23 protein-coding genes are annotated in these 25,483 nt (G+C 72.1%); 12 read left to right on the forward strand and 11 right to left on the reverse strand.

The features are described 5' to 3' along the window. The first annotated feature begins 144 nt into the window (after window positions 1-144). Window positions 145-2,607 (forward strand): HAD-IC family P-type ATPase, encoded by a 2,463-nt coding sequence (locus ACZ4SA_RS04440; protein WP_468269694.1) that lies wholly within the window; start codon window positions 145-147, stop codon window positions 2,605-2,607. 59 nt (window positions 2,608-2,666) lie between these two features. Here the strand turns inward: ACZ4SA_RS04440 and ACZ4SA_RS04445 are convergent, their stop codons facing one another. Both ACZ4SA_RS04445 and ACZ4SA_RS04450 read right to left on the reverse strand, forming a co-directional pair. After that, window positions 2,667-3,125, reverse strand: coding sequence for a hypothetical protein (locus tag ACZ4SA_RS04445; protein WP_468269696.1), 459 nt, complete (start codon window positions 3,123-3,125; stop codon window positions 2,667-2,669). A gap of 86 nt (window positions 3,126-3,211) precedes the next feature. Beyond that, window positions 3,212-4,156, reverse strand: coding sequence for a hypothetical protein (locus ACZ4SA_RS04450; RefSeq protein ID WP_468269698.1), 945 nt, complete (start codon window positions 4,154-4,156; stop codon window positions 3,212-3,214). Between the two features lie 182 nt (window positions 4,157-4,338). On the opposite strand from ACZ4SA_RS04450, the gene ACZ4SA_RS04455 reads away from it, so the two are divergent. Beyond that, window positions 4,339-5,370 carry a helix-turn-helix domain-containing protein gene (locus tag ACZ4SA_RS04455; RefSeq protein WP_468269700.1) on the forward strand — a complete coding sequence of 344 codons (1,032 nt, stop codon included), beginning with the start codon at window positions 4,339-4,341 and terminating at the stop codon, window positions 5,368-5,370. A 174-nt stretch (window positions 5,371-5,544) separates the two neighbouring features. Here ACZ4SA_RS04455 and ACZ4SA_RS04460 read toward each other — a convergent pair whose 3' ends face one another. Together ACZ4SA_RS04460 and ACZ4SA_RS04465 are read right to left on the reverse strand one after the other, a co-directional pair. Further along, a complete protein-coding gene (locus tag ACZ4SA_RS04460) occupies window positions 5,545-6,249 on the reverse strand; it encodes a hypothetical protein (protein WP_468269702.1) in 705 nt (234 codons plus the stop codon). A gap of 186 nt (window positions 6,250-6,435) precedes the next feature. Beyond that, a complete protein-coding gene (locus ACZ4SA_RS04465) occupies window positions 6,436-6,840 on the reverse strand; it encodes a VOC family protein (protein WP_468269704.1) in 405 nt (134 codons plus the stop codon). 255 nt (window positions 6,841-7,095) lie between these two features. Here ACZ4SA_RS04465 and ACZ4SA_RS04470 point away from each other — a divergent pair, with 255 nt between their 5' ends. Next, entirely contained in the window at window positions 7,096-7,761 is a 666-nt protein-coding gene (locus ACZ4SA_RS04470; RefSeq protein ID WP_468269706.1) for a maltokinase N-terminal cap-like domain-containing protein, read from the forward strand. A 568-nt stretch (window positions 7,762-8,329) separates the two neighbouring features. On the opposite strand, the gene ACZ4SA_RS04475 is transcribed toward ACZ4SA_RS04470, so the two are convergent. The 5 genes from ACZ4SA_RS04475 to ACZ4SA_RS04495 form a co-directional block, all read right to left on the reverse strand. Then, complete coding sequence (locus ACZ4SA_RS04475; protein WP_468269708.1) at window positions 8,330-8,557, reverse strand: hypothetical protein; 228 nt, start codon at window positions 8,555-8,557, stop codon at window positions 8,330-8,332. Between the two features lie 351 nt (window positions 8,558-8,908). Continuing rightward, the gene (locus ACZ4SA_RS04480; protein ID WP_468269710.1) at window positions 8,909-9,583 is read right to left on the reverse strand and encodes a class I SAM-dependent methyltransferase; all 675 of its coding nucleotides are present in this window, start codon (window positions 9,581-9,583) and stop codon (window positions 8,909-8,911) included. A gap of 12 nt (window positions 9,584-9,595) precedes the next feature. After that, window positions 9,596-10,687, reverse strand: coding sequence for a cation diffusion facilitator family transporter (locus ACZ4SA_RS04485; protein ID WP_468269712.1), 1,092 nt, complete (start codon window positions 10,685-10,687; stop codon window positions 9,596-9,598). 246 nt (window positions 10,688-10,933) lie between these two features. Further along, a complete protein-coding gene (locus ACZ4SA_RS04490) occupies window positions 10,934-14,077 on the reverse strand; it encodes a sacsin N-terminal ATP-binding-like domain-containing protein (RefSeq protein ID WP_468269714.1) in 3,144 nt (1,047 codons plus the stop codon). 518 nt (window positions 14,078-14,595) lie between these two features. Next, window positions 14,596-15,540 carry a DUF3027 domain-containing protein gene (locus ACZ4SA_RS04495; protein ID WP_468269716.1) on the reverse strand — a complete coding sequence of 315 codons (945 nt, stop codon included), beginning with the start codon at window positions 15,538-15,540 and terminating at the stop codon, window positions 14,596-14,598. Between the two features lie 433 nt (window positions 15,541-15,973). Between ACZ4SA_RS04495 and ACZ4SA_RS04500 the strand changes: the two genes are divergently transcribed. The 4 genes from ACZ4SA_RS04500 to ACZ4SA_RS04515 all read left to right on the forward strand — a co-directional run bounded on the left by ACZ4SA_RS04500 (window position 15,974) and on the right by ACZ4SA_RS04515 (window position 19,673). Then, complete coding sequence (locus tag ACZ4SA_RS04500; RefSeq protein WP_468269718.1) at window positions 15,974-17,323, forward strand: MFS transporter; 1,350 nt, start codon at window positions 15,974-15,976, stop codon at window positions 17,321-17,323. Between the two features lie 337 nt (window positions 17,324-17,660). After that, window positions 17,661-18,140 (forward strand): DUF2771 domain-containing protein, encoded by a 480-nt coding sequence (locus ACZ4SA_RS04505; RefSeq protein ID WP_468269720.1) that lies wholly within the window; start codon window positions 17,661-17,663, stop codon window positions 18,138-18,140. Window positions 18,141-18,156: 16 nt separating this feature from the next. After that, window positions 18,157-18,837: a futalosine hydrolase gene (locus ACZ4SA_RS04510; RefSeq protein WP_468269722.1), complete on the forward strand. Its 681-nt coding sequence runs from the start codon at window positions 18,157-18,159 to the stop codon at window positions 18,835-18,837. Then, a complete protein-coding gene (locus tag ACZ4SA_RS04515; protein ID WP_468269724.1) occupies window positions 18,834-19,673 on the forward strand; it encodes a 1,4-dihydroxy-6-naphthoate synthase in 840 nt (279 codons plus the stop codon). The genes ACZ4SA_RS04510 and ACZ4SA_RS04515 overlap by 4 nt, the downstream gene beginning before the upstream one ends. Window positions 19,674-19,711: 38 nt before the next feature. Here the strand turns inward: ACZ4SA_RS04515 and ACZ4SA_RS04520 are convergent, their stop codons facing one another. Beyond that, on the reverse strand, window positions 19,712-20,095 hold the full coding sequence (locus ACZ4SA_RS04520) for a cold-shock protein (RefSeq protein ID WP_356630895.1): 384 nt from the start codon (window positions 20,093-20,095) through the stop codon (window positions 19,712-19,714). A 182-nt stretch (window positions 20,096-20,277) separates the two neighbouring features. Between ACZ4SA_RS04520 and ACZ4SA_RS04525 the strand changes: the two genes are divergently transcribed. Beyond that, complete coding sequence (locus tag ACZ4SA_RS04525) at window positions 20,278-20,565, forward strand: hypothetical protein (protein WP_468269726.1); 288 nt, start codon at window positions 20,278-20,280, stop codon at window positions 20,563-20,565. Here ACZ4SA_RS04525 and ACZ4SA_RS04530 read toward each other — a convergent pair. Continuing rightward, window positions 20,505-21,179, reverse strand: a complete 675-nt coding sequence (locus tag ACZ4SA_RS04530) for an HAD family hydrolase (protein WP_468269728.1) — start codon at window positions 21,177-21,179, stop codon at window positions 20,505-20,507. The two genes, ACZ4SA_RS04525 and ACZ4SA_RS04530, sit on opposite strands and share 61 nt — an antisense overlap. Window positions 21,180-21,303: 124 nt before the next feature. Between ACZ4SA_RS04530 and ACZ4SA_RS04535 the strand changes: the two genes are divergently transcribed. The 4 genes from ACZ4SA_RS04535 to ACZ4SA_RS04550 all read left to right on the forward strand — a co-directional run bounded on the left by ACZ4SA_RS04535 (window position 21,304) and on the right by ACZ4SA_RS04550 (window position 25,317). Beyond that, window positions 21,304-22,314, forward strand: coding sequence for a FecCD family ABC transporter permease (locus ACZ4SA_RS04535; RefSeq protein WP_468269730.1), 1,011 nt, complete (start codon window positions 21,304-21,306; stop codon window positions 22,312-22,314). A 127-nt stretch (window positions 22,315-22,441) separates the two neighbouring features. Further along, window positions 22,442-23,506: a FecCD family ABC transporter permease gene (locus ACZ4SA_RS04540; RefSeq protein WP_468269732.1), complete on the forward strand. Its 1,065-nt coding sequence runs from the start codon at window positions 22,442-22,444 to the stop codon at window positions 23,504-23,506. Further along, on the forward strand, window positions 23,503-24,324 hold the full coding sequence (locus ACZ4SA_RS04545) for an ABC transporter ATP-binding protein (protein ID WP_468269734.1): 822 nt from the start codon (window positions 23,503-23,505) through the stop codon (window positions 24,322-24,324). The genes ACZ4SA_RS04540 and ACZ4SA_RS04545 overlap by 4 nt, the downstream gene beginning before the upstream one ends. Window positions 24,325-24,339: 15 nt before the next feature. Beyond that, the gene (locus ACZ4SA_RS04550; protein ID WP_468269736.1) at window positions 24,340-25,317 is read left to right on the forward strand and encodes an ABC transporter substrate-binding protein; all 978 of its coding nucleotides are present in this window, start codon (window positions 24,340-24,342) and stop codon (window positions 25,315-25,317) included. Window positions 25,318-25,483 lie beyond the last annotated feature (166 nt).

Raw genomic sequence — 25,483 nt, forward strand, 5'->3', positions numbered from 1 at the left:
GCGACCCCGAAGTCGCCGCCCGGCCCGTCCCGGAAGCCTCCCGCCGTCGCCCGTAGTCCTCAGGGACGATTCCCGTCCGACCGTGGTGCCGTCTTCCGCCTCGCCCGGGGGTGAACGGACCGCTCCGGCCGTAACGTCGAGAACATGACGCAGCGGGCGGACAGGGGACCCGGCGCCCCCGAGCCGGAAGGGCCCGTCATCGACGCGGGCGCAGAACTCGACCCCCTACACCCCCGGCGGCTGCCGGGGTCACCGGGCGGGAGACCGCAGGCGGGCGGACTGACGGCCGCGCAGGTCGCGGAGCGGGTCGCCCGCGGGGAGGTCAACGACGTACCCGTACGCAGTTCCCGTTCCGCCGTCGACATCGTCCGCGCCAACGTCCTCACCCGCTTCAACGCGATCATCGGCGTCCTGTGGGTGGTCATGTTCTTCGTCGCGCCGATCCAGGACAGCCTCTTCGGCTTCGTGATCATCGCCAACACCGGCATCGGCATCGTCCAGGAGCTGCGCGCCAAGAAGACCCTCGACGGGCTCGCGGTCATCGGCGAGGCGAAACCGAGAGTGCGGCGGGACGGCGTCGCCGCCTCGATCTCCACCTCCGAGATCGTCCTCGGCGACCTCGTCGAACTCGGCGCCGGCGACAAGGTCGTCGTCGACGGCGAGATCGTGGAGGCGGACAACCTGGAGGTCGACGAGTCGCTGCTGACCGGTGAGGCCGACCCCGTGCTCAAGCAGCCGGGCGACCCCGTGATGTCCGGCAGCTTCGTCGTCGCGGGCGGCGGCGCGTTCACGACCACGAAGGTGGGCCGTGAGGCCTACGCGGCGCAGCTCGCCGAGGAGGCGTCCCGCTTCACGCTCGTCCACTCCGAGCTGCGCTCCGGGATCTCCACGATCCTGAAGTACGTGACCTGGATGATGGTCCCGACCGCGATCGGGCTGATCATCAGCCAGCTGGTCGCGAAGGACACCAACGTCAAGGACTCGGTGGCAAGGACGGTCGGCGGGATCGTGCCGATGATCCCCGAGGGGCTGGTCCTGCTGACCTCCGTCGCCTTCGCGATCGGGGTCATCCGGCTCGGCCGCAAACAGTGCCTGGTGCAGGAACTCCCCGCCATCGAGGGCCTGGCCCGCGTCGACGTCGTCTGCCTCGACAAGACCGGGACGCTCACCGAGGGCGGCATGGACGTGACCGAGCTGCGCCCGCTGGACGGGGCGGACGAGGTGCACGTACGCCAGGTGCTGGGTGCGCTCGGCGGGACCGACCCGCGGCCGAACGCCTCCCTGCAGGCCGTCATCGCGGCCTACCCCGACGGCGGGAACCACCGCTGCACCGGCACCCTCCCCTTCTCCTCGGCCCGCAAATACAGTGGCGCCACCTTCGCGAACGGCGACGGCGACGGCGACGGGCACTCGACATGGCTGTTGGGCGCACCCGACGTGCTCCTGCCCGCCGGGCACGCGTCCCTCGCCGAGGTCGACCAGCTCAACCGGCAGGGCCTGCGGGTGCTGCTGCTGGCCCGGGCCACGGGACCGCTGGACGCCCCCTCGGAGCGGATCCCGGCCGCCCTGGTCGTCCTCGAACAGCGCCTGCGGCCCGACGCGTCCGAGACGCTGCGCTACTTCGCCGACCAGGACGTGGCGGCCAAGGTCATCTCCGGAGACAACGCTGTCGCTGTGGGCGCGGTCGCGGCCAAGCTCGGCCTGCCCGGCGCCGACGGCACGCTCGACGCGCGCAAGCTGCCGGCGGAGCGGGAGGCGATGGGCGCGGAGCTGGACGGGGCCGCGGTCTTCGGCCGCGTCAGTCCGCAGCAGAAACGCGACATGGTCGGGGCGCTCCAGTCCCGCGGGCACACGGTGGCGATGACCGGTGACGGCGTCAACGACGTCCTGGCGCTGAAGGACGCCGACATCGGTGTGGCGATGGGGTCGGGCTCCGAGGCGACCAAGGCCGTGGCACAGATCGTCCTGCTGAACAACAGCTTCGCGACGCTGCCGTCGGTGGTCGCGGAGGGCCGCCGGGTCATCGGCAACATCACCCGCGTCGCCACCCTGTTCCTGACCAAGACGGTGTACTCGGTGCTGCTGGCGCTCCTGGTGGTCTGCAGCCAGGTCGAGTACCCCTTCCTGCCCCGCCATCTCACGCTGCTCTCCACCCTCACGATCGGCGTCCCTGCGTTCTTCCTGGCCCTCGCGCCCAACAAGGAACGAGCCAAGCCGCACTTCGTACGGAGGGTGATGCGGTACGCGATCCCCGCGGGCGTGATCGCGGCGGCGGCGACGTTCAGCGCGTATGTGCTGGCCCGCTCGTACTACAGCGGCCCCGGCGCGCTGGCCGCCGAGACGAGTGTGGCGACACTGACGCTGTTCCTGGTCGCGATGTGGGTGCTCGCGATCATCGCCCGCCCGTACACGTGGTGGCGCATCGGTCTCGTGGCGGCGATGGGGCTGGGCTTCCTGCTGGTGCTGTCGGTGCCGTGGCTCCAGGAGTTCTTCGCTCTGCGGCTGGTGGGCCGGACAATGCCGTGGGCGGCCGTGGCGATCGCGGCGGCGGGCGCGGCGCTGCTGGAGGTCTCTTGGCGAGTGGTGAGCCGGCGCTTCCCCGCGTGAGGTGCCCGGCATGGCGCAGGCCCCACCGCCGAAGGCGGCGGGGCCTGGTCCCGGGCGGGTCAGGAGTTCAGGAACTTGCCGCAGGACGATTCGTACACCCACCGGTGGGAGCTGATGTTGTTGTCGACGCCGGCGCCGCTGGTGAACGTGTGGCCGGTGAGGTTGCTCATGTAGTACTCGGACTTCTTGATGCAGGTGTGGCCGCCGCCCCAGTCCTGCCCCGTTCCGTTGAAGACCTGGACGGCCATGCCGGACGTGCCCTTGTGCAGGATGGACTGCGCCTTGTTGGTGTCACCGCCCTGGAAGGGCCCCGTGCTGTTGCCCCAGTCCGAGTCCCAGCTGTCGGTGCTGCCGAGATAGCCGCTGCAGTTGTCGTAGTTGTAGGCGTAGAACCGGCCCGAGACCGCGTTGGCGTAGGCGGTGTCGCAGGCCGACGCTGCCTGGGCGCCGCCCGCGGGAAGGATCACCCCGAGGCCCGCGAGACCGAGGGTCGCGGCCGTGGCGAGAGTCTTGCGCATGGTGCATCACTCCTTGTGTGGTGGTTTCCGATGTCCCGCAGCCGAGCTGCGGAAGTCTTCGACGCCCGGGGACCGGGCGGGTGTGGTCAGGCCGTCGTGCCGGTGATGTCCTCGGCGCGGGCCAGGGCGACGAGACCCATCCGCTGGTAGGTCGCGACGTCCGCGCCGTACCGGGCCGACTCTTTCGCGCGGTACTCGGCGGCGAGGGTGCGTGCCGTCGCGGCCAGCGGTGTCTCGGTCGCACACGTGGCCTCCGCGACGGCCAGCCGCACCTCGACGGCGAACGCCTCGTCCGGGCCCAGTCGCCCGGTCAGTTCCGGGAGGGCCTCGCGGACCGCCGGGGGGTCGTCGTAGTCGTGCCCGATGTCGCGCATGCACGCCGACCAGGTGTCGAGCGCGGCCGTGAAGCGCTTGTCCTCGAGCAGGTCGGACACGTACAACCGCTCTAGATTGGTGGCGGTCTTCTCGGCACGGAACCACGTCTCGAAGTCGCCGTACAGCCTGTCCTTCGCTTCGGCCCGGCAGCTGTCACGGGGGGTGCGCACGGTTCCGCCGCCGGGCAGCTCGGCCGTGAGCATCCCGCTCGACGGGCCGCCTTCCAGCGTCATGCTGTAGCGGACGCGGTCCCTCTGCGGAAGCGCGTTGGCATACGCGTGGTTGGGGTCGTCGCGCTGGAGGTCCTGCACCTTCTGCTGGAGCCGGCTTCCGAAGCCGTTCCGCTTCGCCCAGCCGGTGTCGGCCAGCACATAGCCGGAGCCCTTCAGGTCGTCGGGCGTCGGCACCGGGCCCACCCAGTACGTGAAGCCCGACTCCGCCATGCACTCCTTCACCAGCAACTGCTCGGCACGCTGCACAAGGATCTGCTCGGGTCCCGTCAACTCCCTGCCCTCGTCCCCGGGTTCGGCTCCGGCCGCCGGCGGTCCCGGGCGCCGGGCGCGGTCCGGTCCCGCCGGTGCCGCGGCCGTGCACCCGGCGGCGGTGATCACGACGATCACGACACCCGCGCAGGCGGAAGCGAACGTATGCCTCATGCTGGTTGCCCCCCGTTGACCGGTACCGCCTTCCGGCGGCACCTTTCCGCTGTTTCGCACGGACGGCACTTCGGGACCGTGGGGCCCGACGCGCCTGCCACGTCAAAGAATTGCCCGTTCGCCAGGCTCCGGCCATGCTGTTGCGGCTGAACGCAAAAGCCGAGCTTCCCGGGGGGAACAGAATGCTCCGCGTCCACTTCAGCGACCTGGACCTGGCCAGAACCAGGGTCATGGCCGCTCCCGATCCGCTCTGGGAAACCACCGCCAGCCTGCATCGACTCCAGACGCGAAAGGGCAGATGGGCCTATGCGGGCTGGTACCGGACGGCGCGCGGCCGACTGCGCGAGAAGGGGCTGGAACGCGCCCTGCGCAGCGTCCTGCTGCCGCTGTTCCCGAGAGCCTCCTACTTTCCGGATTTCCTGACTCCGGCCAATGCTCCGGATCTCGACGAGGGGCTGGAATCAATTCTGGCAACACCGCCACGCCGTATCCTCAAGGAGTTGTCCATTCTGGACAAGGGCTCCGGAGCTCCTTCATGGGCACCGCAATTGGCCGAACTGCAGACCCGTAGGGAATTCGTGCGCCTCCTGCGTGCGTACTACGAGGCGGTCGTCGACCCGTACAAGGAGCAGGTCCAGGCGCGGGTCGAGGCCGAGCGCGCGGCGTGCTGCCGCAGGCTTCTCGACGGAGGCGTGGACGACGTACTGGCCGGCCTGGGGCCGACGATGCGCTGGAGAGCCCCGGTGCTGGAGGTCACCTACCCTGCGGACGACCGGGACCTGCACCTGAACGGTCGGGGACTGACGCTGTTCCCCTCCTACTTCTCGTGGACCGCCCCCGTGAGCCTGGCCGACCCGCGTCTGCCGCCCGTCCTCTGGTACCCGCTGCTGCACGAGCCGTCAGACACCGCGGACGGCACCGCCGGCGGCTCCGGTCCCGGGAGGCCTCTCGCCGCGCTGCTGGGGCGGGCCAGGGCCGCCGCCCTGCACGCCGCCGCGGCCGGTGCCACGACCGGCGAGATCGCCCGTGCCGCGGGTGTCTCGGCGTCCTCGGCCAGCAGGCACGCCTCCGCTCTGCGCGACGCGGGCCTTGTCACCAGCGTCCGGTACGGCGCGAGCGTGCTGCACACGCTCACGCCTGCGGGCACGTCCATCTTGCGCGCCGCCACCCGGCACGGAGAAGGCCCCGCCGGGCGGCAGGGCCTTCCGATGTGAGCGTCGCGCAGGCGGAGGATCCACGTTGCGGCGTGTCCTGGCCGGTGAACGACCACGACGATACGTGGACGGCCGTGGCGATCGCGGCGGCCGGCGCGGCGCTGCTGGAGGTCTCTTGGCGCGTGGTGGGGCGGTGTCACCGCGCCTGGCGCCGGGCCGGCCGGCCGGCGACCGTCAGGCGTGTGCCCAGCCGTGCGGCGCGGGTGAGTAGTAGAGACTCTCGATGTTGTCCGGCACCGGTGTGTAGGGCGGGTCGTCGTTTCGGCGGTGGCGACCGGGCTGCACCGACTCACTGTCTCCGGCCCTTGGCGACAAGCGCCCCTCAGCAGCCAGGAACTGGGCGCGCAGCAGGAGCGCCCTGGGACTGAGACCCAGCTCTTCGGCCACCGTCTGGAGGTCCAGTCCGGACTGCCAGCTCCACTGGAGGACGGAGTCCATGCCGGGTGACCAGATCACCGAGTCCTCGGCGGGCCGCGCACCCTGCTCGATCGGAGGTGCGCACACAGGAGTCGGGGCCGGCGCAGCCGGTGCCTCCGCACGCGGGGTGGGGAACGCGACGTCCGGTGCCACGCACTCGTCCTCGTGCGGGGTTGGGGCCACGCGGTGTTCGGGACGCAGGGTGAGGATGTGCTCCGCGACTGTGCGGGCATCCGTCTTGCCGACGGTCCTGCGGGCGACACGGACCTCACGCGCGTTCAGGCCCATCAGATCTGCGACCGCACCGTCGCTGCCGACCGTGACGGCGAACGCGGCGAGCGTACGCGCCCGATCGGCATGTGCCTCGTCCAGGAATGCCCTCGCCTGACGCACCTTGTCGTCGCTGCTGCAGAAAGCCTCAGCCAGGAGTGAGTTGCGCTCCCAAAATTCACGTGGTTCCACGCCCGGTCAACGATCTTTCACGACGGGGGACACCTGCCCCGCCCACCTATACCCCAGAACGGCCTATTCTCATCATGGGCAGAAAATCCATTGAACCGCTTACTCAACAGTCACAACGCGGCGCCTCGGCGGGCCGGTTGACCCGTGCTCCGCGCAGGGGGCCGGCCGCCCCCTGCGCGGAGCGCGCTACGGCCGGGCGTAGGGCCGGGTCATGATCTCCATGTTGTGACCGGACGGGTCGTCGAAGTACGCTCCCCGGCCGCCGAACAGGCGGTTGATCGTCCCGGGCTCGGTGTGACCGGGATCGGCGAAGTACGTGACCCCTACCGCCTCCAGGCGGGCGATCATGGCGTCGAACTGCTCGTCGGGCACCTGGAACGCGTAGTGCTGCGACTGGATCGGCTCGTCGGCCGTCTCGTAGTAGTCGAGCGTCACGCCGTTGCCGAGGTCGACGGGCAGGAACGGGCCGAACGGCGCACCGACCTCGAGGCCGAGGACGGCGGCGATGAACTCGGCCGACAGCTGACGGTCCTTGGCGTACACGGCGGTGTGGTTGAGCTGGACGGTGGTGACGGACTGCTGGTGCGGCATGCTGAGGTGACTCTCCCAGGTCTTGGTTCCTTGAAGGACAGGTCGAAGACGGGGAGAAAACGGCGGGGCTCTGGCCCGCCTCGCGCTCACGCCGAGGCCGGGCGCCTCACTCGTGCGTGGCCCATGGCCGACCCGGCAGTCACCCGACCGACCCTAACCGCCACCGCGGAAGGCGGCAATCGACTTCCGGCCGTGGGAGGGGGAGGACCTGCGGGCGGAAGGGAATCGGTCACGTGCAGGGGGAGTTCACCGGATATGGCTGTCATCCACAGGACAACAATGGCGCCCGGCAAACTCGAGCTGCTCGCGGCCTGGCTTCCCACGCGGCCCTGGTACCTCGGCACGGGACGCGAGCCGGAGCTCGCCAAAGCCGGCGGCTTCCGGCTCGACGACCCGCAGGGCGAGGTGGGCATCGAGTTCATGGTGGTCACGGACGCGTCCGGCGACGAGCCCGTCGCGTACCACGTACCGTTCTCCTACCGCGCCGCGCCGCTCGACGGAGCCGACGAGGCGGCGCTCGTCGGGACCAGCGAGCACGGCGTGCTCGGCAAGCGCTGGGTGTACGACGGCGTCCACGACCCGGTGGTCGTCGCCCAGTTGCTGGCCTTCGCGCAGGGCCGGGCCGAGGCGCAGGCCCAGAGCGTGTCGAACGCCCCGGACCCCTCCGTCACGGGCCACTTCGCCGGTCCCGGACTCCCGGCGGACAGCGCGCCGGGAGTCGTCACCGACGGGCCCGACGGCACGACGGCCTCCCTGGCACCCGAGCCCCTGGCGCTCCAGGTGACGCGCGTCCTGCGCCCGGCGGACGAGGGCGTTTCCGGCACCGCCGTCCGGGGCCACGTCACCGCCACCTGGCACCTCCCGGACGGCACCGACCACCGCGCCCGGTTCTTCACCCTCCTCGACACATTGCCGCGCTGAGGGCGAGCGCAGACGCGGGGCGCCGAGGCGGGGCGACCTGCTGAACGGCTGGGCGGCCGAGGTCAGAGGCAGGAGTCCGAGGCCGTTCCGACCGCCACTTCCGCCCAGACGGTCTTCCCGACCGGCACGCGCGGCTCCGCACCCCAGCGGACCGCCAGGTGCCGCAGGGCGACCCGCCAGGCGAGCCGCGCGCCTCGGGGTGTCGAGCCGAACGACGCGGCGAACTCCGCGCGCGACTTCGCTGGTGAACGTGTACGGCTCGGGACTCGGCCCAGGGGCACCGGTTCACCGACAACACGCTGATGGTCGCCCGCATCGAAAAGGCATCTCCACGTCGAGTGAGAACTCGGTCCGCCGAGCCCGGAAGGGGATGCTCGCACCGTTCCGGTTCCGAATCCCTTGTCCGCGTCGACACGGAAACGCGCAACGCTCCGATTACAGGGTCCGGACGAACACAGAAGGCCCCGGGACTGGATGTCCCGAGGCCTGTCTCACCGCGACGGTCCACTCACGAGCGGACGGGGCGAGCAAATGCTCGTGGCCGAGAAGGCTTTGAGGCAGGTCTTTCTCAGATGCCGGTGGTCTGCACCGAGACGAGGCCGTTGGCCGCACCGGTGACCGCGCCGACCGGCACGACGGAGGCGACGGACTGGGCGGCGCCGACGACGTCGCCGACGTTGACGGCAGCACCGTAGCCGTTGGCACCGGCGTGGGCGCTGGCGACACCGCCGGAAATGCCGTCCAGCTCGCTGTCGGAAATCTCGGCGGTCTCAACAGAGGTGAAGTCGTTACGCACTTTCTCTCCCTTTTCACTTCGGAAAATGCCGGGACTGTCGACCCGAACTCACGTCAAAGGACAACAGGCCGGCGCAGACGGCCGCCTGACGCCCGTAGCGGGTCCGCAGACACGACCCCCGCACCAAGGGATGAGATCACGCCACTGGGCCAACCGGCAACGCTGGTTCCGGTTTTGACGGTGAATACTTCTTCACGACAAAGTCAACTGACCTGCACTTCTGCTGTGACGGTCAACAGACGTATCCCACCACGGAGTTTCCGGTGCGAGATATCGGCAGATGTCTGCTTCCCTGGGCGTCGGGACAAGGATGAACCGGAATGTGCCGGCGGCGACTACAGGCCATTGCCGTCAGACGCGGGCGACCAACGCGTACCGCTCGTCCGTCACGGCGCCGCCCCACAGGGCGGGTTCGCCGCTCAACGGCTCGATGCGCAGGTCGGTGACAAGGGGGCGCACGGCGGCGGCCAGGTCGTCGGCGGTGACGCCGCCGTGCCAGGGCAGGGTCTCGGCGCCCGCCACATACTCCACACCTGCCTGGCCGGACTCGCGCCAGCGGCCCTCGACCAGGACCAGCGTGCCGCCGGGGCGTATGCGGCCCACCCAGGCGGCGAGGGCGGCCTGCGGATCGGGCAGGGTCCAGACGAGATGGCGGGAAAGCAGGGCGTCGAACGGCTCGTCACCGGTCGGCGGGGCCGCCGCGTCGCCCACCAGGAAGCGGCCCGGCAGACCGGCGGCCCTCAGCTTGGCGCGGGCCCGGTCGACCATCCGCGGGGACAGGTCCACCCCCGTGACCCGGTGTCCGGCCTCCGCCAGCAGAGCGGAGAGCGAACCGGTGCCGCAGCCCACGTCCAGTACATCGGACGGACGCGTCGGGCTCGACGGACTCGACGGAAGCCAGGACGTCGTCAGGAGTCGCGACCAGGCCGCGCGGGTCTCCTCCGCCCCGAGGCCGTGGTCCGGCTCGGCGTCGAAGTCGGCGGCGGCTGCATCCCAGTACGCGGCGATCGCTGCGGAGTCGGTCATGCTCCGATGCTGTCACCCGGAACTGACAGTGCCGTGGTGGGCGAGTGCCGCGTGCGGGTCGTCGCCCACAGGGCGGTGGTCGATGTGGACGGTCGCGGCGGTCAGCCGGGGTACGGCGTGGATCAGGGCGTGCTCGGCCGCGACGGCCAGCGAATGCGCCTGGACGACGGTCAGTTGCGGGTCGACCACGATGTCGGCCTCGGCCCGCAGCGCGTGCCCGATCCACCGCATCCGCACCTGTCCGGTGTCCAGCACTCCGTCCACGCCGCGCAGAGCGGTCTCCGCGGTCTCGACGAGGGCCGGATCGACCGAGTCCATCAGGCGCCGGCAGACCTCGCGGGCGGCGTCCTTCAGGACCAGCAGGATGGCGATGGTGATCAGCAGACCGACGACCGGATCGGCCCACCGGAGGCCGAGCGCGGCGCCGCCCGCGCCCAGCAGGACCGCCAGCGAGGTGAACCCGTCGGTCCGGGCGTGCAGGCCGTCCGCGACGAGAGCGGCGGAGCCGATCCGCCGGCCGGTGCGGATGCGGTACCGGGCGACCCACTCGTTGCCCGCGAAACCGACCAGCGCGGCCGCCGAGACCGCCCACAGGTGGGTGATGTCGCGGGGGTGCAGCAGCCGGTCGACGGCCATGCAGGCGGCGACGACCGCTGAGGCGGCGATGGTGGTCACGATGACGATGCCCGCCAGGTCCTCGGCCCGGCCGTAGCCGTACGTGTAGCGGCGGTTCGCGGCGCGCCGGCCGAGCAGGAAGGCTATGCCGAGCGGGACTGCGGTCAGGGCGTCGGCGGCGTTGTGGACGGTGTCGCCGAGCAGCGCCACCGACCCGGACAGGGCGACGATCACGGCTTGGACGGCGGTGGTCGCGCCCAGGACCACGAGGGAGATCCACAGCGTGCGCATGCCGTCGCGGGAGGTCTCCATCGCCGCGTCGACCTTGTCGCCCGACTCGTGGCTGTGCGGCCGGAGCAGGTGGGCGAGGCGGTGCCGCGCCCCGCCCCGCGCAGGCCCCTGACCGGGATGGTCGTGGCGGTGGTCGCCGTGGCGGTGGTCGCCGTGGTGGTCGTGCCCGTTCGGATGAGTGTGCCGAATGCCCGCCATGGCACCTACCGTTGCACACGGAGCACATTGCGGCTACAGCCGTCGTACGCCCTGTGACCAGGTGCGATGCCCTTGCAAGTACGCGCGGACAGCACCTGGCGCACGGGCCCGTCACATCTGGGCCACGCGGGCGCAGGGCCCCTCCTCACCGCCCGGGCGGGAACGTCCCCCGCACGTGGTGCCCATGCGTCAGGAGTGCGTCACCGTACGGCGGCGACGGACCGCGCGAGACCCGGAAGGGACGGCCTACGCGTCGAACCAGCGGTCCCGCGCCAGCTCCTCCGTGCGGGACGGGTCCTCCAGCAGCGCCGCGACCTCGAAGCGGCGCGGCCACTGGCCGGCCGACCAGGCGAGGCCCGCCGCCACGCCCTCCAGGGTGGCGGCGTGGAGTGTGCCGTCCGGAGTGCGGCGCCAGTCGAGTTCGCTGCCGCCCGCGATCAGTTCCTCGTGCTCGACGTACGAGGAGGGCGTCGACGGGCCCAGCAGGATGCGGACGGACTCCGGGACCTCGTGCTCCTCCCCGTCCGTCGTGACGTCCGCCTCGACCGCCTCGCTCAGGCGGCGTACCTGGAAGAGGTCGGCCAGGTCCTCTGCGCGCGTGGGCGTCACCGGGAGCAGGGGCAGGCCGGCGGACAGCGGGAGGAGGTCGGGGGTGTCCGCGACGACCGCCTCTGCCGCGTCGACCACCACCACCTCGCCGTCCACGACCGTCCGCAGCTCGTCGGGGAGCGTGACCTGTTCCGGGTCGAGGTCGGCCAGCGCCGTATAGAGGGCGTGGAGCTGACGGGCCGACACCTGGCGGTCCGGGTCCGCGAGGCGCGACAGCAGCTCCGCCGCGCCCCCCGGTTCGTCGAGGAGCGCGGCCACGGACGTGCGGACCCCGAGGGCGTGCAGCACCTGCGCGTCCGCGAAGCCGGTCGTGTCGGCCGACTCGTACAGGCCCTCCAGCAGCGGGTCGGCGCCCGCAGCGCGCAGTCCCGCGGGGCGGCGGCCGTCGAGCACGGGGTGGTCGCGCAGCCACCACGCCGTGTACGGGCGCACCGTCTCCGTCGTGCCGTCCGGCAGCAGGACCCGTACGGACTGGGTGAGCGCGTCCCGCAGCGGCGGCTGCGCGAGCAGCGCCAGGGCCTGCGGCCAGCAGTCGTCGTCCACCAGGTCCAGGTCCCGCACGGCGACGATCTCCGTGGCGACCGGCGGCACCGGAGTGTCCGGCAACCGGTCGAGGACGTCCTCTGCCCACACGTCGACCGCGTCGAGCAGTCCGGCGTCGTCAGGCTCGGCGTAGTCGCCGGCGCGCGGCTCGAGTTCGTCCGGGTCGAGGACGACGTCGGTGGCGCGGACCAGGGCGAAGTTGGCGAGGACGCCGCACGCCGCGAGCGGCTGCTCGCCCCACCGCTCGGCCAGTTCCGCGTCGCACAGGGCGAGTTCGTCCCCACGGATGACGGAGGCGAACGGGCTGCCCGGCAGGACGAGTTCGCCGGCGGGGGCGAGCTCCCCGTCCTCGTCGGGCAGCGCCAGCGCGCCGAGCCACGGCTCGTCGCCCGGCTCCAACTCCGCGTCCCTGACGAGAGCGAGGACCGTCTCCGCCAGTTCCTCCGCGTCGAGCGAGTCCGCGTCCTCGTCCCAGATCTCGCCCGCGTCGAGCGACGCGGCGACGGCCGCCCGCACCTGGGGCGTCGTGAGGACGGCCCGCGGCGTCGCGGGCAGCGCGCCCAGCTTCTCCAGCAGTGGGTGGGCGGCGTCCGGGTGCACGACCTTGAGGCCGAGCCGGGCCAGGTCGGCCGGAGTGTCGGCGAGCGGCAGCAGTGTCTGGCGCGGGCCGATGGTGGTGCGGGAGTCCGCGAGGGGCACCGGCAGGCCGGAAAGACGGTCGGGGTCGACGCCGGCGAGGCTCTCGTACAGCCGCTGCCACCACGCCGGTTCGCGTTCCAGACCGGCCAGCCGGTCGATCGCCTCCGTCAGCGGCACGCGCGCCACGCCCAGCGTGCGCAGCTCCACACGGCGCTCGAGGCCGGCCGGCAGCAGCGTCGGCATCACCTCGGCCAGTACTCGCACGGTGTCCGTGCCCGCACCCTCCAGGACCTCCGCCTCGATGGGCCGCAGCCCTCCGGTGGTCACCCGGTCCGGCAGACCGGTGTCCTCGTCCGCGACATCCCGCGGAACCGCCGCCTCCAGAAACGCGGTGCGCGGCAGGCGCTTCAGGATCGCCGCCCGCAACTCGCCGTCCAGCTCCCCCTTGCCGAGCGGCCCCGGCACAAGGTCGATGGTCCCTGTCGTCACCGGCTGCCAGGAGCCGAGCAGTTCGGCGTACGCGTCGGCCGCGCGCTCCACCAGGAAGGCGGTCAGCGGGCCTCGGGCCGGGTGCCGGCGGGTGGTGTCCAGCGGCAGCGACGCGATGAGCAGTGCCGGTACGCCGAGGGGCTCGTCGGTCGGCGTCGGCGCATGCACGACAGGCTGGGTCTGCGGACGGGCCGGCGCGCCCTCGTCATCGACGGGAACGGCCCAGGTGACGGTCCAGTGCGGCCGCAGGCGCTCCTCGACGGGGCGGTCGGCGAGCAGCGCCGGCTCGATGGGGCCGCCATGGCTGACGACCCGCCAGCGGTGCTCACCGCGCACGCTGTCCTCGATGCGCACGTACGGGTCCTGCGCGTGGCGCTCCAACACCCGCACGCCGTCCGGGGTTTCCACGACGATCTCGGCGAGGCCGGTGAGAGTCAGGAGCAGTGCGTCGTCGATACCGGCGAGCAGCCGCTCCACAAGGTCGACGGCGGCGCCGTCGCGCAGCGGCAGGACGACGACAGTGTCGTAGCCTTCGGGCGCGGTGCCCTCGGCCGGCAGCGGAAGCCGCAGCAGCGGTACGTGGCCGTCCCGGCGGCGCAGCTCGTCCCCGAGGCCCGGGCTGGCCTTGGCGACCTGACCGGCCAGCTCCCTGGCCTCCGCCAACGACCAGCGCACGCCGCCGTGCCGGCCCATGACGGCGGGCTCGTCGCTCACGGCGAGGACGGCGGCGAAGCCGACACCGAACCGGCCGACGGCGGCCTCGTGGCCCTCGCGCTTGGCCGAGGCGCGCAGGGTGCTCAGCGATTCGACACCGGTCGCGTCGAGCGGAGCGCCGGTGTTCGCGGCGGCGAGCACGGCGGGTTCCTGGCCGTTGGCCGGCCGCAGCGTCAGCCGCAGCCGGCCGGGGACGCCGGCGCGGGCGGCGGCGTCGGCGGCGTTCTGCGCCAGCTCGACCACAAGGCGGTCGCGGTAGCCGCCGAGGGCGAGGTCCTCCTCGGCGTTCGCGTCCTCCCGAAACCGGGCCGGGCTCGCGCCCCACGCGTCGAGCACACCGCGCCGCAGCCGTGCCGTCCCGAACGGGTCGGCCCACTCGGTCGTCCTGACGCTCACGGTGTGACTCCGCTCTCTCGCATCACCGGGGCGGAGTCCGGTGTGTCCGGGGGCCTCGGCGGGGCTTGCTTGTTCCTGGGGCCGAAGGTACCGCGTGGCTGCCCGCGGTGACGCGCGGCGGCCCGCGGCGAGGCCCCCACGCCGCCCCTTCCCGAAACCGGGGCTCCGCCCCGGGCCCGTGGCCGGTGGCCGCAGGGAGGCCTGCGGCCTCGTCCTCGAACGCCGGGCCGGCTGAGTTTCCCGGCCGTGACGACCGGGCCCGAACGAGCCGGAGCCCAGGGGTCCGGCCCCGGCCCATGGACACACCACGACCCACGACCGTGCCCTCAAACGCCCGAGCGGCCGGCTTCCCGACCCGGACAGCCCACCCCGGAGCGCCGGACGAGCTTCATTCCCCCACCTTGACCACCGGACCCGAACAAGCCGGAGCCCATGGTCCAGCCCCGGCCCATGGACACACCACGACCCACGACCGTGCCCTCAAACGCCCGAGCGGCCGGCTTCCCGGCGGGCGAGCGTTACGAGTGGCCCAGGTCTTCCGACGGGCCGTCCGGCTCTGTTGGGACCGAGCCGCCGTCGCGGGCGGGGCGGAGAGGGAATTCGTCCGCCGCCATCGAGTCGAGCACAGGCGCCGGCGGCTTCGGCGGCTTGGGCATGACCGCCGCCTCCGAGTGCCCGCCGCAGCCGTACGCCAAAGACACCACGTGCCCTTCCGCCGGCGAGAACTCGTTCGCGCACACTCCGAACGCCTGCCGCAGCGAGCCCGCCATCGGAACCAGGAAGCCGCACGTGATGCACGCCGCCGGAGCCGCCTGCGCCATCGGCGTCTTCGCGCCGAAGGCCTCCTCCCAGCGGTCGGCCGCGCTGTGCAGGCCGTAGCGGGACAGCACACGCGCCCTGCGCATGCCCAGTTCCTCGGCGAGCGCCGCGATCTGGCCGCGGCCGTTGCTCGTCGTCGCCTCGATGGCCGGCCTGCGGTCGGTGAGCTCCGCGTCCTCCGCCTCGACCCGCTCGACCAGGTCGTGGGACGGCGGGTGCTCGGCGAGGACCGAGTTCGGCGGCGGCTCGTCCTCGCCGGTGTAGCCGGGCTCCAGGCGCAGGTCGTCCGCCTCGGTGGGCAGCAGGTCGCCGGGACCCATGTCGCCGGGCCGCAGCCGTTCGCTCCACGGCACCCACTCGGGGGCGAGCAGCGCGTCGGGACCGGGCAGCAGGACGGTTTCGTCAAGGGTGACGACCTTGGCACGCGAGGCGCGCGTGACGGTCACGGCCCAGCGCCAGCCCCGGTAGCCGGGCTCCTGGCACTCGAAGGAGTGCGTGACGACCCGGTCCCCTTCGGAGACGACCGACACATGCTCTCCGACCACCCCGGGCGCCGCGGCCTCCTCGGCCGCCTTCCGGGCAAGGTCGACCGCCTCGGCGCACAGACGGTCGGGGGTACGGCTTCGCGTCGTCGCAGCACTCACAGGTCTCGCTTCTCTCCTACGCCGTCTCACGGATGCGCTCGGCCGATTCCGAGGTACTGGGCGGCGCACGGAGCGGACCAAGGGGCCGCAATCGACGTGCACACGCCCGGACCGTCCTGATCCCGGGCACACCTAACGTCACCCATTCTGCGGGATGCCGAAGAGGCGCGCGGCCGAAACCAACCGCCGGTGGCGCGCTACGCACGCTACCCCTTCCTACGCCCGCCGCCCACCTGCCCGACCCAACACGGGACGAACCGACAAGGATGCGGCCTGCTCGCCGGAGCGGGACGAGGGTGCAGCGCGCAGGAGCAGGAGGCAGGCAGGACGCAGGCGCGACGCGGGCAGGCGCAGCAGCGGCAAGGGCGGAACACGCCCGACGCCCGGGCGCTGCCACGGTTCGGGGACGCGGGGGTTGGGGCACTATGACGGGGTGGCAGCCGCAAGGTCGTCCGACTCAGCCGGGCCGCTCCGCAGGGCGGGCCGGACGGTCGGCCGTGCCCTGCACCTCCCCATCACCGGCACCGCCCGCGGCATCCGCAAGGCGACGCACGCTCACGGAGCGGGCGAGTCGGGCCTCGGCAAACTGATCGAGCTGCACGCCGTCAACGGCGCCGGCGACGTCATGATCACGGTGGCGCTGGCGTCCACGGTGTTCTTCTCCGTACCGACCGACGAGGCCCGCGGCCGGGTCGCGCTCTACCTCGTCGTCACGATGGCGCCCTTCGCGCTGCTGGCCCCTGTGATCGGCCCGCTTCTCGACCGCGTCCCGCACGGCCGCCGCGCGGCCATGGCGGGCGCGATGCTGGCCCGTGCGCTGCTGGCGCTGACGATGTCGGGTGCCGTCGCGACGGGCGGCCTGGAGCTCTATCCGGCGGCGCTCGGCGTGCTGGTGTCCTCCAAGGCGTACGGGGTGGTGCGCAGTGCGGTCGTGCCCCGGCTGCTGCCGCCGAAGTTCTCGCTGGTGAAGGCGAACTCGCGGGTCACACTGGCAGGCCTGCTCGCGACGGGGATCGCGGCGCCGATCGGGGTTGCGCTGCAGCAGATCGGGCCGCAGTGGCCGCTGTACGGGGCGTTCGCGCTGTTCGTCCTCGGTGCCTACTGGGCGTTCACCATGCCGCACAAGGTCGACTCGGCGAAGGGCGAGTCGAAGGTGCACATGCTCACGCACGGCGAGACGAAGCCGAGCCTGCGCACGGTCGGCCCGTCCGTACTGCACGGACTGCAGGCGAACGCGGCGCACCGCGCGCTGTCCGGGTTCCTGATCTTCTTCCTCGCGTTCCTGCTGCGCGAACACCCGCTCGCCGGGCAGTCGGCCGCCGTCTCGCTGGGGATGGTGGGTGTCGCGGCGGGCCTGGGCAACGCGCTGGGCACAGCCATCGGGGCCTGGCTGAAGTCCCGCGCCCCCGAGGCGATCATCGCGACGATGCTGGCCCTCGTCCTGGCCGCGGCCGTCGCGGCGGCGGTCTTCTTCAGCGTGGGTATGGTGGCGGTGCTCGGCGCGATGGCGGGGCTGTCCCAGGCGCTGTCGAAACTGTCCCTCGACGCGCTGATCCAGCGGGACGTCCCGGAACAGGTCCGCACGTCGGCGTTCGCCCGCTCGGAGACGCTGCTGCAGATGGCGTGGGTGCTGGGAGGCGCGATCGGGATCGTGCTGCCGCTGAACGGTGTGGTGGGCATGTCGGTGGCCGCGGGCATCGTCGCGGCGGGAGCGGTGACGGCCGCGCGCGGACTGCTGGGGGCGGGGCGGCAGGGCAGCAGGCCGCGGGCAAAGGTGGCTTAGGGCGTGTTTCGAAAGTCCCGCCTGGCCCACGACGCCTGGCACGCACACTCGCTGCGTTGTCGGAGTCATCCAAGTACGTCCAGTACGAGGATGATCCTCCGCCTTGCGATCGCACGCACCAGACGCCGCGGGCCCCGCCCTGCGGGCGGACGACGCTACTTTCGAAACACGCCCTAGGGGCTGCGCGAGGCTGGCACAGGCAAGGCGGGCAGGGCCTGCGGGCGGACGCGCCCGCCCGCGCGGCGGCCGAGGCCGCCACCCTCGTGGCGCAACCCGGTCGCGCCGCGCCGCGTACCCCCGCGCGGCAGGAGGAAGCGGGCCCGATAGCCTTCGGCTCATGACCGTTGCGTTCTTCTCGGGCAAGCGCCGCCGGGCCGCTGCCGCTCTCGGTGCCGTCTCCGCCGGGCTCCTCGTCCTTTCCGCCTGCGACAAGCCGACGCCGCTCGTCACGGTGACGATCGGGTCGGACTCCGTCCACGCGGAGGCCGCCTGCTACAACGACGGTGAGGCGATCAAGGAGTCCGAGATCCAGGGCTGCCTGACCAAGAAGCCGACGGAGACCATCAAGGTCGACATGAACGACCAGGTCCGCATGGGTGTGGACCCGGAGATCGCGGAGAACGGCTGGACCCTGCTGTTCGGCGCGCAGCCGGTGGAGCAGGAGCCCTTCAAGAAGACGTACCGGTCCATTCCGGGCAATGCGTTCTTCTCCTCGCCGACCGGTGAGCCGACGGCCAAGACGGCCGTCAGCGTCATGGAGACCAAGGGCAAGAAGGTCGTCGGCATCTGGAACTTCTCGTTCGAGAAGGCATCCTGACCCGGAGGTCGATGCCGTGCGCGTGCTTGTCGTGACTGCGGTGGCGGCCGAGGCCGCCGCCGTCGTCGCGAACGCGGAGGGTGCCGCTGCCTCCCTCCCCGGCGGCTACGCACTGACCCGCACCCCCGCCTACGACGTGCTCGTCGGCGGTGTCGGGCCCGCCGGTGCCGCCGCAGCCGCCGCGACGGCGCTCACCGTGGCGGACCGGCCCTACGGCCTGGTCGTCCCCGCCGGGATCGGCGGCGGCTTCCCTCCGCACGCGCCCGTCGGTTCGCTCGTCGTGTCGGACTCCGTGATCGCCGCCGACCTCGGCGCCGAGACCCCCGACGGCTTTCTGCCCATCGACGAACTCGGCTTCGGCCGCACCACGCACCCCTCGCCGCCCGCCCTGTCCGCGCTCATCGCCAAGGCGCTGGGCGCGACCCACGCACCCGTACTGACCGTCTCCACCGTCACCGGGACCGCCGCCCGCGCCGCCGAGCTCTCGGCCAGGCACCCGCGGGCCGCCGCGGAGGCGATGGAGGGCTTCGGCGTCGCGGAGGCCGCCGCCGCGCACGGCGTGCCGGTCGTGGAGATCCGCGCGATCTCCAACGCCGTCGGCCCCCGGGACCGCCTCGCGTGGCGCATCGGCGACGCCCTGTCCGCGCTGCGGCAGGCGTTCCACCAGCTCGCCCCCGTCCTCGAGGAGCAATCGTGACCCTGCGGATCGCGTACTCGCCCTGCCCGAACGACACCTTCGTCTTCGACGCCTGGGCGCACGGCCGGGTCCCCGGCGCCCCCGCGCTGGACGTGACGTTCGCGGACATCGACATCACCAACGGGATGGCGGAGCGCGGCGAGCTCGACGTGCTCAAGGTGTCGTACGCGGTGCTGCCGTGGGTCCTCGAGGAGTACGCGCTGCTGCCGTGCGGCGGCGCGCTGGGCCGGGGCTGCGGTCCCCTCGTCCTCACCCGCGAGGCGGGTACGGACCTGACGGGGAAGACCGTCGCCGTGCCGAGCGAGCGCTCGACCGCCTATCTGCTGTTCCGGCTGTGGGCCGCGGACGTCGTCCCCGGAGGGGTCGGCGAGGTCGTCGTGATGCCGTTCCACGAGATCATGCCGGCCGTGCGCGACGGCAAGGTCGACGCCGGACTCGTCATCCACGAGGCCCGTTTCACCTACCGGGACTACGGGTTGCACTCCCTCGCCGACATGGGCGGGCACTGGGAGTCCACGACGGGCCTGGCGATCCCGTTGGGCGCGATCATCGCCAAGCGGTCGCTGGGCGCACCGACGCTGCGGCTGCTCGCGGAGTCGGCGCGCACGTCGGTGCGCATGGCGTGGGACGACCCGCAGGCGTCGCGTCCGTATGTGCTCGAGCACGCCCAGGAGATGGACCCGGCCGTCGCCGACCAGCACATCGGGCTGTACGTCAACGAGTTCACGGCCGACCTCGGGGACGACGGCTACGCGGCCGTGCGGGGGCTGCTGACACGCGCGGCGGCCGAGGGGCTCGTACCGCCCCTCGGCCCGGGTGCTCTCTCGTTCGTGTGAGCTCGTTCGTGTGAGCGGGTCCGTACCGCCGGTCGGGCTCAGACGTCCAGCTGGTCGGCCACCGCACGCAACAGGCCCGCGATCTTCGCGCCGTGCACCTTGTCGGGGTAGCGGCCGCGCTCCAGCATCGGGGTGATGTTCTCCAGCAGCGTCGTGAGGTCCTGCACGATCGACGCCAGCTCGTCCGGCTTGCGCCGCTGGGCCGCCGCCACGGACGGGGTGGGGTCCAGCAGCGTCACCGACAGTGCCTGGTCGCCGCGCTGGCCGGCCACCACACCGAACTCGACGCGCTGGCCCGGCTTCAGGGCCTCGACTCCGGACGGGAGCACGGAGGAGTGCACGAAGACGTCGCCGCCGTCGTCGCGGGAGAGAAAGCCGAAGCCCTTCTCGCTGTTGAACCACTTGACCTTGCCGGTAGGCACGTCTGTCCTCGTCCTCGTACTCGTTGGGCGCTGGGGCACCGCAAGTTGGGGCGCCGAAAAAACGGCTCTGGATAGCACTACAGCGGGTCGCCTGACCCGCCACCCCCAAGGCTAATGGTCCAGAGGCCGGTGACAAGACGTCCCCGACCGGTTCCTGTGCGCAAGGGAACTACCCTGGCCGAATGACTGCTACTCCTGCCTCGGCCGCTGCCGCCCCGGGTGACGGGCTGGTGCGCGCCGGCGCCATCGTCTTCATCGTCGGCGCGGTGGCCACTCTGGTCACGGTGGCCCCGCTGTTCCTGGACACCGAGCCGTTCCCGACCGTCGCGTATGCGGTGAGCATGCTGATGGGCGTCGGGTTCCTGGTCGCCGCGGCGGGAGTGCTGCGTTCGATCGCCGCGCAGCGGCGTCAGGCCAGATCCGCGCGGTCCGCAGCCACGGCCTCCACGCCGACGGGCTCCGCACTGTAGGAGCGCAGCCAGGCCGGGAAGGCGGTGAGGTCCTCGAGGACCACGTCCGCGCCCGCCCCGCTCAGTTCGCCCGCGTCGCACGGCCCCGTCGGCACCGCCACCGACAGCGCGCCGGCGAGGCGCGCGCCCCGTACGTCGCCGATGTGGTCGCCGATGTACACCGCCGCGCCGTGCTCGAGCAGCGCCTCCGCCTTGGCCTCCGCCCACAGCCAGCCGATCACCTCGTCCGGCGCGATGCCGAGGTGCGCGAGGTGGAGCTTGGCGTTGGGCTCGTGCTTGGCGGTGACCACGATCGCGCGGCCGCCGAGCTCCTGGACCGCCGCTATCGCCTCGCGGGCGCCCGGCATCGCAGGGGTTGGCTCGATCGCGTACCCGGGATAGATCTCGCGGTACCGGTCGGCCATCTCCTGGACCTGCTCTGCCGGGAACCAGAGCGCCAACTCCTGCTCCAGCGGCGGCCCGAGACGGGTGACGGCCAGGTCCGCGTCGATGTGCACACCCGTCTCCGCGGAGAGCGCCCGGTAGGCGGCGTGGATACCGGGGCGTGAGTCGATGAGCGTCATGTCGAGGTCGAATCCGACGGTGAGCGGGCGCGGCGCGGACGAGGAAGCCATGGGGGTCATTGTGCCCACGCGTCGGCGCGAATGTGCGCCCGCTTAGACTTAGCCAAGCCTTACCAACCTTGCTTTCGTCGGTTTCCTCGAACTCCCGCCTCACTTCCCCATCCGATTGGTGCCCATGTCAGCCAGACGCGCGCTCGCGGCCCGCCGCATCGGGTGGACGGCCGCCGCCGTCGCCGCCCTGCTGCTCGCGGTGCTGCTCAGCCTCGCGGTCGGAGCACGTGCCATCGCGCCGTCCACCGTCCTCGACGCCGTACTGAACGGCGGACACAGCCCCGACGCCGAAGTCGTACGCGAACTGCGCGTGCCACGCACCCTCATCGGTCTGATGGTCGGCGCCGCGCTTGCCCTCGCCGGCACGGTCCTGCAGGGCATCACCCGCAACCCGATCGCCGACCCGGGCATCCTCGGCATCAGCCAGGGCGCGTCGGTGGGCGTGGTGCTGGCCATCGCCTTCGCCGGAGTGCACACGCTCACGGGGTACGTGTGGTTCGCCTTCACGGGCGCGGCGCTCGCGTCGGTCGCCGTGTACGCGATCGCGGCCCGCGGTCGCGGCGGCGCGACCCCCGTCAAACTGGCGCTCGGCGGCGCGGCGATCAACGCGCTGCTGGTGTCGGTCACGATGGGCATCCTGACGACGAAGGCCGCGGCACTGGACGAGTTCCGCTTCTGGCAGGTCGGCTCCGTCGCCGGGCGCGACGCGGAAGTGGTCGGCCAGATCTGGCCGTTCCTGCTGGTGGGCACGCTCCTCGTGATGTCGGTGGCACGCGGCCTCGACGCGCTGGCCCTCGGCGAGGACGTGGCGAAGGGCCTCGGCCAGAACGTCGCGACGGTCCGGATCGTGGGCGGCGTCGGCGCGACGGTCCTGACCGGCGTGGGCGTCGCGGCGGCGGGCCCGATCGCGTTCATCGGCCTCGCGGTCCCGCACATCGCCCGCGCGATCGTCGGCAGCGACCACCGGTGGCTGATGCCGATGGCGGCGGTCGTCGGCCCGGTGATGCTGCTGGTGTCCGACGTGACCGGCCGGATCGTCTTCCCGCCGAGCGAGGTCCCCGCGGGGGTGATGACGGCGCTGATCGGTGTGCCGTTCCTGGTGACGCTGGTGCGGCGGAAGGCGGTGCCGGCGTGACGTCCGTGCTTCGCGGGGCTCCGTCTTCGAAAGGATCCCATTTCCTCCTGCCCTTGCCTTCGCGTCTGGAGTTCGGGCTCCGGCCCCGGCGGTCCGTGCCCGCCGGCCCTTACGAGGAGGGCGCCGAGTGAGCGCTGACACCGTCACGACCGTCCGCCCCGCCGGCTACGCCGTCGCCCGCACCCGCCGCGCCAGCCTCCTGCTGCACCGCCGCTCCGCGACCGTCGCCGCCGCCTTCGCCCTCACGCTCGCCACGTCGTGCGTCGTGTACCTCTGCGTCGGCGAGAGCTTCGTCGCGCCGGGCGAAGTGCTCAAGGTGCTCTTCGGGCAGCCGTCGCCCGACGAGCTCGTCGTGGGGACGCTGCGACTGCCCCGCATGGTCCTCGGGCTCCTCGTCGGCGCCGCCTTCGGCCTCGCGGGTGCGCTGATCCAGACCGTCGCGCGCAATCCACTCGCCAGCCCCGACATCATCGGCATCAGCCAGGGCGCGAGCGCTCTCACCGTCGGCGCGCTCACGTTCGGGGTCACCTCGTACACGGTGCTGCCGTACCTGTCGGTCACCGGCGGTGTCGTCGCCGCCGCGCTCGTCTACGTCTTCGCCTGGCGCGGCGGCCTGCACGCCACCCGCTTCGTCCTCATCGGCATCGGCTTCGCGATCGCGCTCCGCTCGGTCACGACGCTGTTCATGACCAAGGGCGACTATCTCGTCGCCCAGCAGGCGCAGATCTGGATGACGGGTTCGCTCAACGGCCGCGGTTGGGAGGAGGCCGCGCCGCTCGGCTGGACGCTGCTCGCCCTGCTGCCCGCGATCCTGTGGGCCGCCCGCGCCCAGCGCACCGTCTCGATGGACGACGACACGGCGACCGCTCTGGGCGTGCGGCTCGGCCGCGTACGACTCGGGCTGGTGCTGCTCGGTGTCGTACTGGCCTCGGTCGCGACCGGCGCGGCCGGACCCGTCGACTTCGTGGCGCTGCTGGCACCGCAGAACGCACGCCGGGCGACCCGTACCGCGCAGATCCCGCTGCTGTGCTCCGCACTGCTCGGCGCCGTGATCGTCGTCCTCGCCGACCTGGCGGCGCGGCGGCTGTTCTCGCCCACCGAGCTGCCGGTGGGCGTACTGACGGCCGCCATCGGGGCCCCGTATCTGATCTGGCTCATCATCCGTAGCCGTACCGCTGGAGGAAAGTCGTGAGCAGGCTGACGGCCCGCGAGCTGACGCTCGCCTACGAGGACCGCACGGTCGTGCACGAGCTCGACCTGGCCGTCCCCGACGGCCAGGTGACGGTCGTCGTCGGCCCCAACGCGTGCGGCAAGTCGACGATCCTGCGGGCGCTCGGCCGACTGCTGAAGCCCAAGGGCGGGGCGGTCCTGCTCGACGGCGCCGAGCTGTCGAAGATCCCGACGAAGAAGATCGCGCAGTCGATCGGTCTGCTGCCGCAGTCCCCGGTCGCGCCCGAGGCCATCACCGTCGCCGACCTCGTGGCCCGCGGCCGCCAGCCGCACCAGCACTGGTGGCAGCAGTGGTCGCAGGAGGACGAGCGCGCGGTGACGGACGCGATGGCGCGCACGGACGTCACCGCCCTCGCCGACCGGCCCGTCGACGAGCTGTCCGGCGGTCAGCGCCAGCGCGTGTGGATCGCGATGGCGCTCGCGCAGGAGACGGATCTGCTGCTGCTGGACGAGCCGACGACGTACCTCGACATCGCGCACCAGGTCGAGGTCCTCGACCTGGTACGGCAGTTGAACCACGAACGCAGCCGCACGGTCGTCGCCGTGCTCCACGACCTCAACCAGGCCGCCCGCTACGCCGACCACCTCGTCGCCATGAAGACCGGCCGCATAGTGGCGGAAGGGCGTCCGGCGGACGTCGTCACCGCCGAGCTGGTCCGCGAGGTGTTCGGCATGGAGTCGGTCGTGGTCCCCGACCCGGTGACCGGGTCGCCGCTCGTCGTCCCGGGAGCGCCGTACTCCCCCTCCCGAACCCCCACACCGTCCACGCAGTCCGCCTGAAAGGTTCCCCCTGCCATGACCACCGCCCGCCGCCGCGGCCTCCTCACCGGCTCCCTCACGCTCACCGCCGCGCTCGTTCTCTCCGCGTGCGGCTCTTCCGAACCGTCCGACAACGGCAAGGAGTCCGGCGCCGCCGGCAATGACACGCACACGGTCAAGACGGCCATGGGCGACGTCGAGGTCAAGAACGCCCCGAAGCGCGTCGTCGTGCTCGACACGGCCGAGCTGGACTCCGTCATCACCCTCGGCGTGAAGCCCGTCGGTGCCACCCACGCGGGCACCGAGTCCGGCTTCCTGCCCTATCTGCCCAAGGACGAGGTCGAAGGCATCAAGGACGTCGGCGAGATGATGACGCCCAACATGGAGGCCATCGCCGCGCTCAAGCCCGACCTCATCCTCACCAGCAAGATCCGGCACGGCGACAAGTACGCCGAGCTGAAGAAGATCGCGCCGACGGTGATGACGGAGACCACCGGCTACCCCTGGAAGGAGAACTTCCAGCTCCACGCCGACGCGCTCGGCAAGAAGGCCGAGGCGAAGCAGGCGGTCGCCGACTACGACGCCCACACCAAGAAGGTCACGGAGGCGCTCGGCGGCAAGGACAAGGCCGCGGAGACCGAGGTCAACGTGGTCCGCTTCGTCGAGGGCGCGGACATCCGCATCTACGGCAAGCAGAACTACATCTCGACGCTCCTCGCCGACGTCGGCATGGGCCGCCCCGCCATCACGGACAAGGCCAAGGACGGCTTCTCGTACGACGTGAGCCCCGAGAAGATCGACCTCGCGGACGCGGACGTCGTCTTCCACTCCACGTACGGCGACCCGACGAAGGCGAAGCAGAAGCAGACCCTCGACAGCGCGCTGTGGAAGGGCATGAAGGCGGTCAAGAACGACAAGGTCTTCGCCGTCGAGGACGAGGTGTGGATCCAGGGCATCGGCTACACGGCGGCGTCGAAGATCCTGGACGAACTGCAGGCGAACCTGACGAAGTAACCGACCGGGCGCGCAGACGAGGCTGCGGTTCGCCGCACAGCGGCAAACCCCAGCCCGTCCGGGGGCGCTCCCCGGCGAGTCCGCGCGGAGCACGGGTGCGGCCCCGGGCGGGGCGCGGTGCGGGCCCCGGGCAGAGGGCGGGTCCGGGCAGAGGGCGGGTCCGGGC

It is taken from the genome of Streptomyces sp. NPDC027962 (assembly GCF_055566095.1).

Excerpts from the sequence above, each read along its gene's own strand:
- ACZ4SA_RS04485 (WP_468269712.1), bottom strand. The coding sequence starts at position 10,687 with ATGGCGGGCATTCGGCACACTCATCCGAACGGGCACGACCACCACGGC.
- ACZ4SA_RS04465 (WP_468269704.1), bottom strand. The coding sequence starts at position 6,840 with ATGCCGCACCAGCAGTCCGTCACCACCGTCCAGCTCAACCACACCGCC.
- ACZ4SA_RS04530 (WP_468269728.1), bottom strand. The coding sequence starts at position 21,179 with ATGGCTTCCTCGTCCGCGCCGCGCCCGCTCACCGTCGGATTCGACCTC.
- ACZ4SA_RS04440 (WP_468269694.1), top strand. The coding sequence starts at position 145 with ATGACGCAGCGGGCGGACAGGGGACCCGGCGCCCCCGAGCCGGAAGGG.
- ACZ4SA_RS04455 (WP_468269700.1), top strand. The coding sequence starts at position 4,339 with ATGCTCCGCGTCCACTTCAGCGACCTGGACCTGGCCAGAACCAGGGTC.
- ACZ4SA_RS04535 (WP_468269730.1), top strand. The coding sequence starts at position 21,304 with ATGTCAGCCAGACGCGCGCTCGCGGCCCGCCGCATCGGGTGGACGGCC.
- ACZ4SA_RS04450 (WP_468269698.1), bottom strand. The coding sequence starts at position 4,156 with ATGAGGCATACGTTCGCTTCCGCCTGCGCGGGTGTCGTGATCGTCGTG.
- ACZ4SA_RS04525 (WP_468269726.1), top strand. The coding sequence starts at position 20,278 with ATGACTGCTACTCCTGCCTCGGCCGCTGCCGCCCCGGGTGACGGGCTG.
- ACZ4SA_RS04445 (WP_468269696.1), bottom strand. The coding sequence starts at position 3,125 with ATGCGCAAGACTCTCGCCACGGCCGCGACCCTCGGTCTCGCGGGCCTC.
- ACZ4SA_RS04505 (WP_468269720.1), top strand. The coding sequence starts at position 17,661 with ATGACCGTTGCGTTCTTCTCGGGCAAGCGCCGCCGGGCCGCTGCCGCT.
- ACZ4SA_RS04470 (WP_468269706.1), top strand. The coding sequence starts at position 7,096 with ATGGCTGTCATCCACAGGACAACAATGGCGCCCGGCAAACTCGAGCTG.
- ACZ4SA_RS04550 (WP_468269736.1), top strand. The coding sequence starts at position 24,340 with ATGACCACCGCCCGCCGCCGCGGCCTCCTCACCGGCTCCCTCACGCTC.
- ACZ4SA_RS04480 (WP_468269710.1), bottom strand. The coding sequence starts at position 9,583 with ATGACCGACTCCGCAGCGATCGCCGCGTACTGGGATGCAGCCGCCGCC.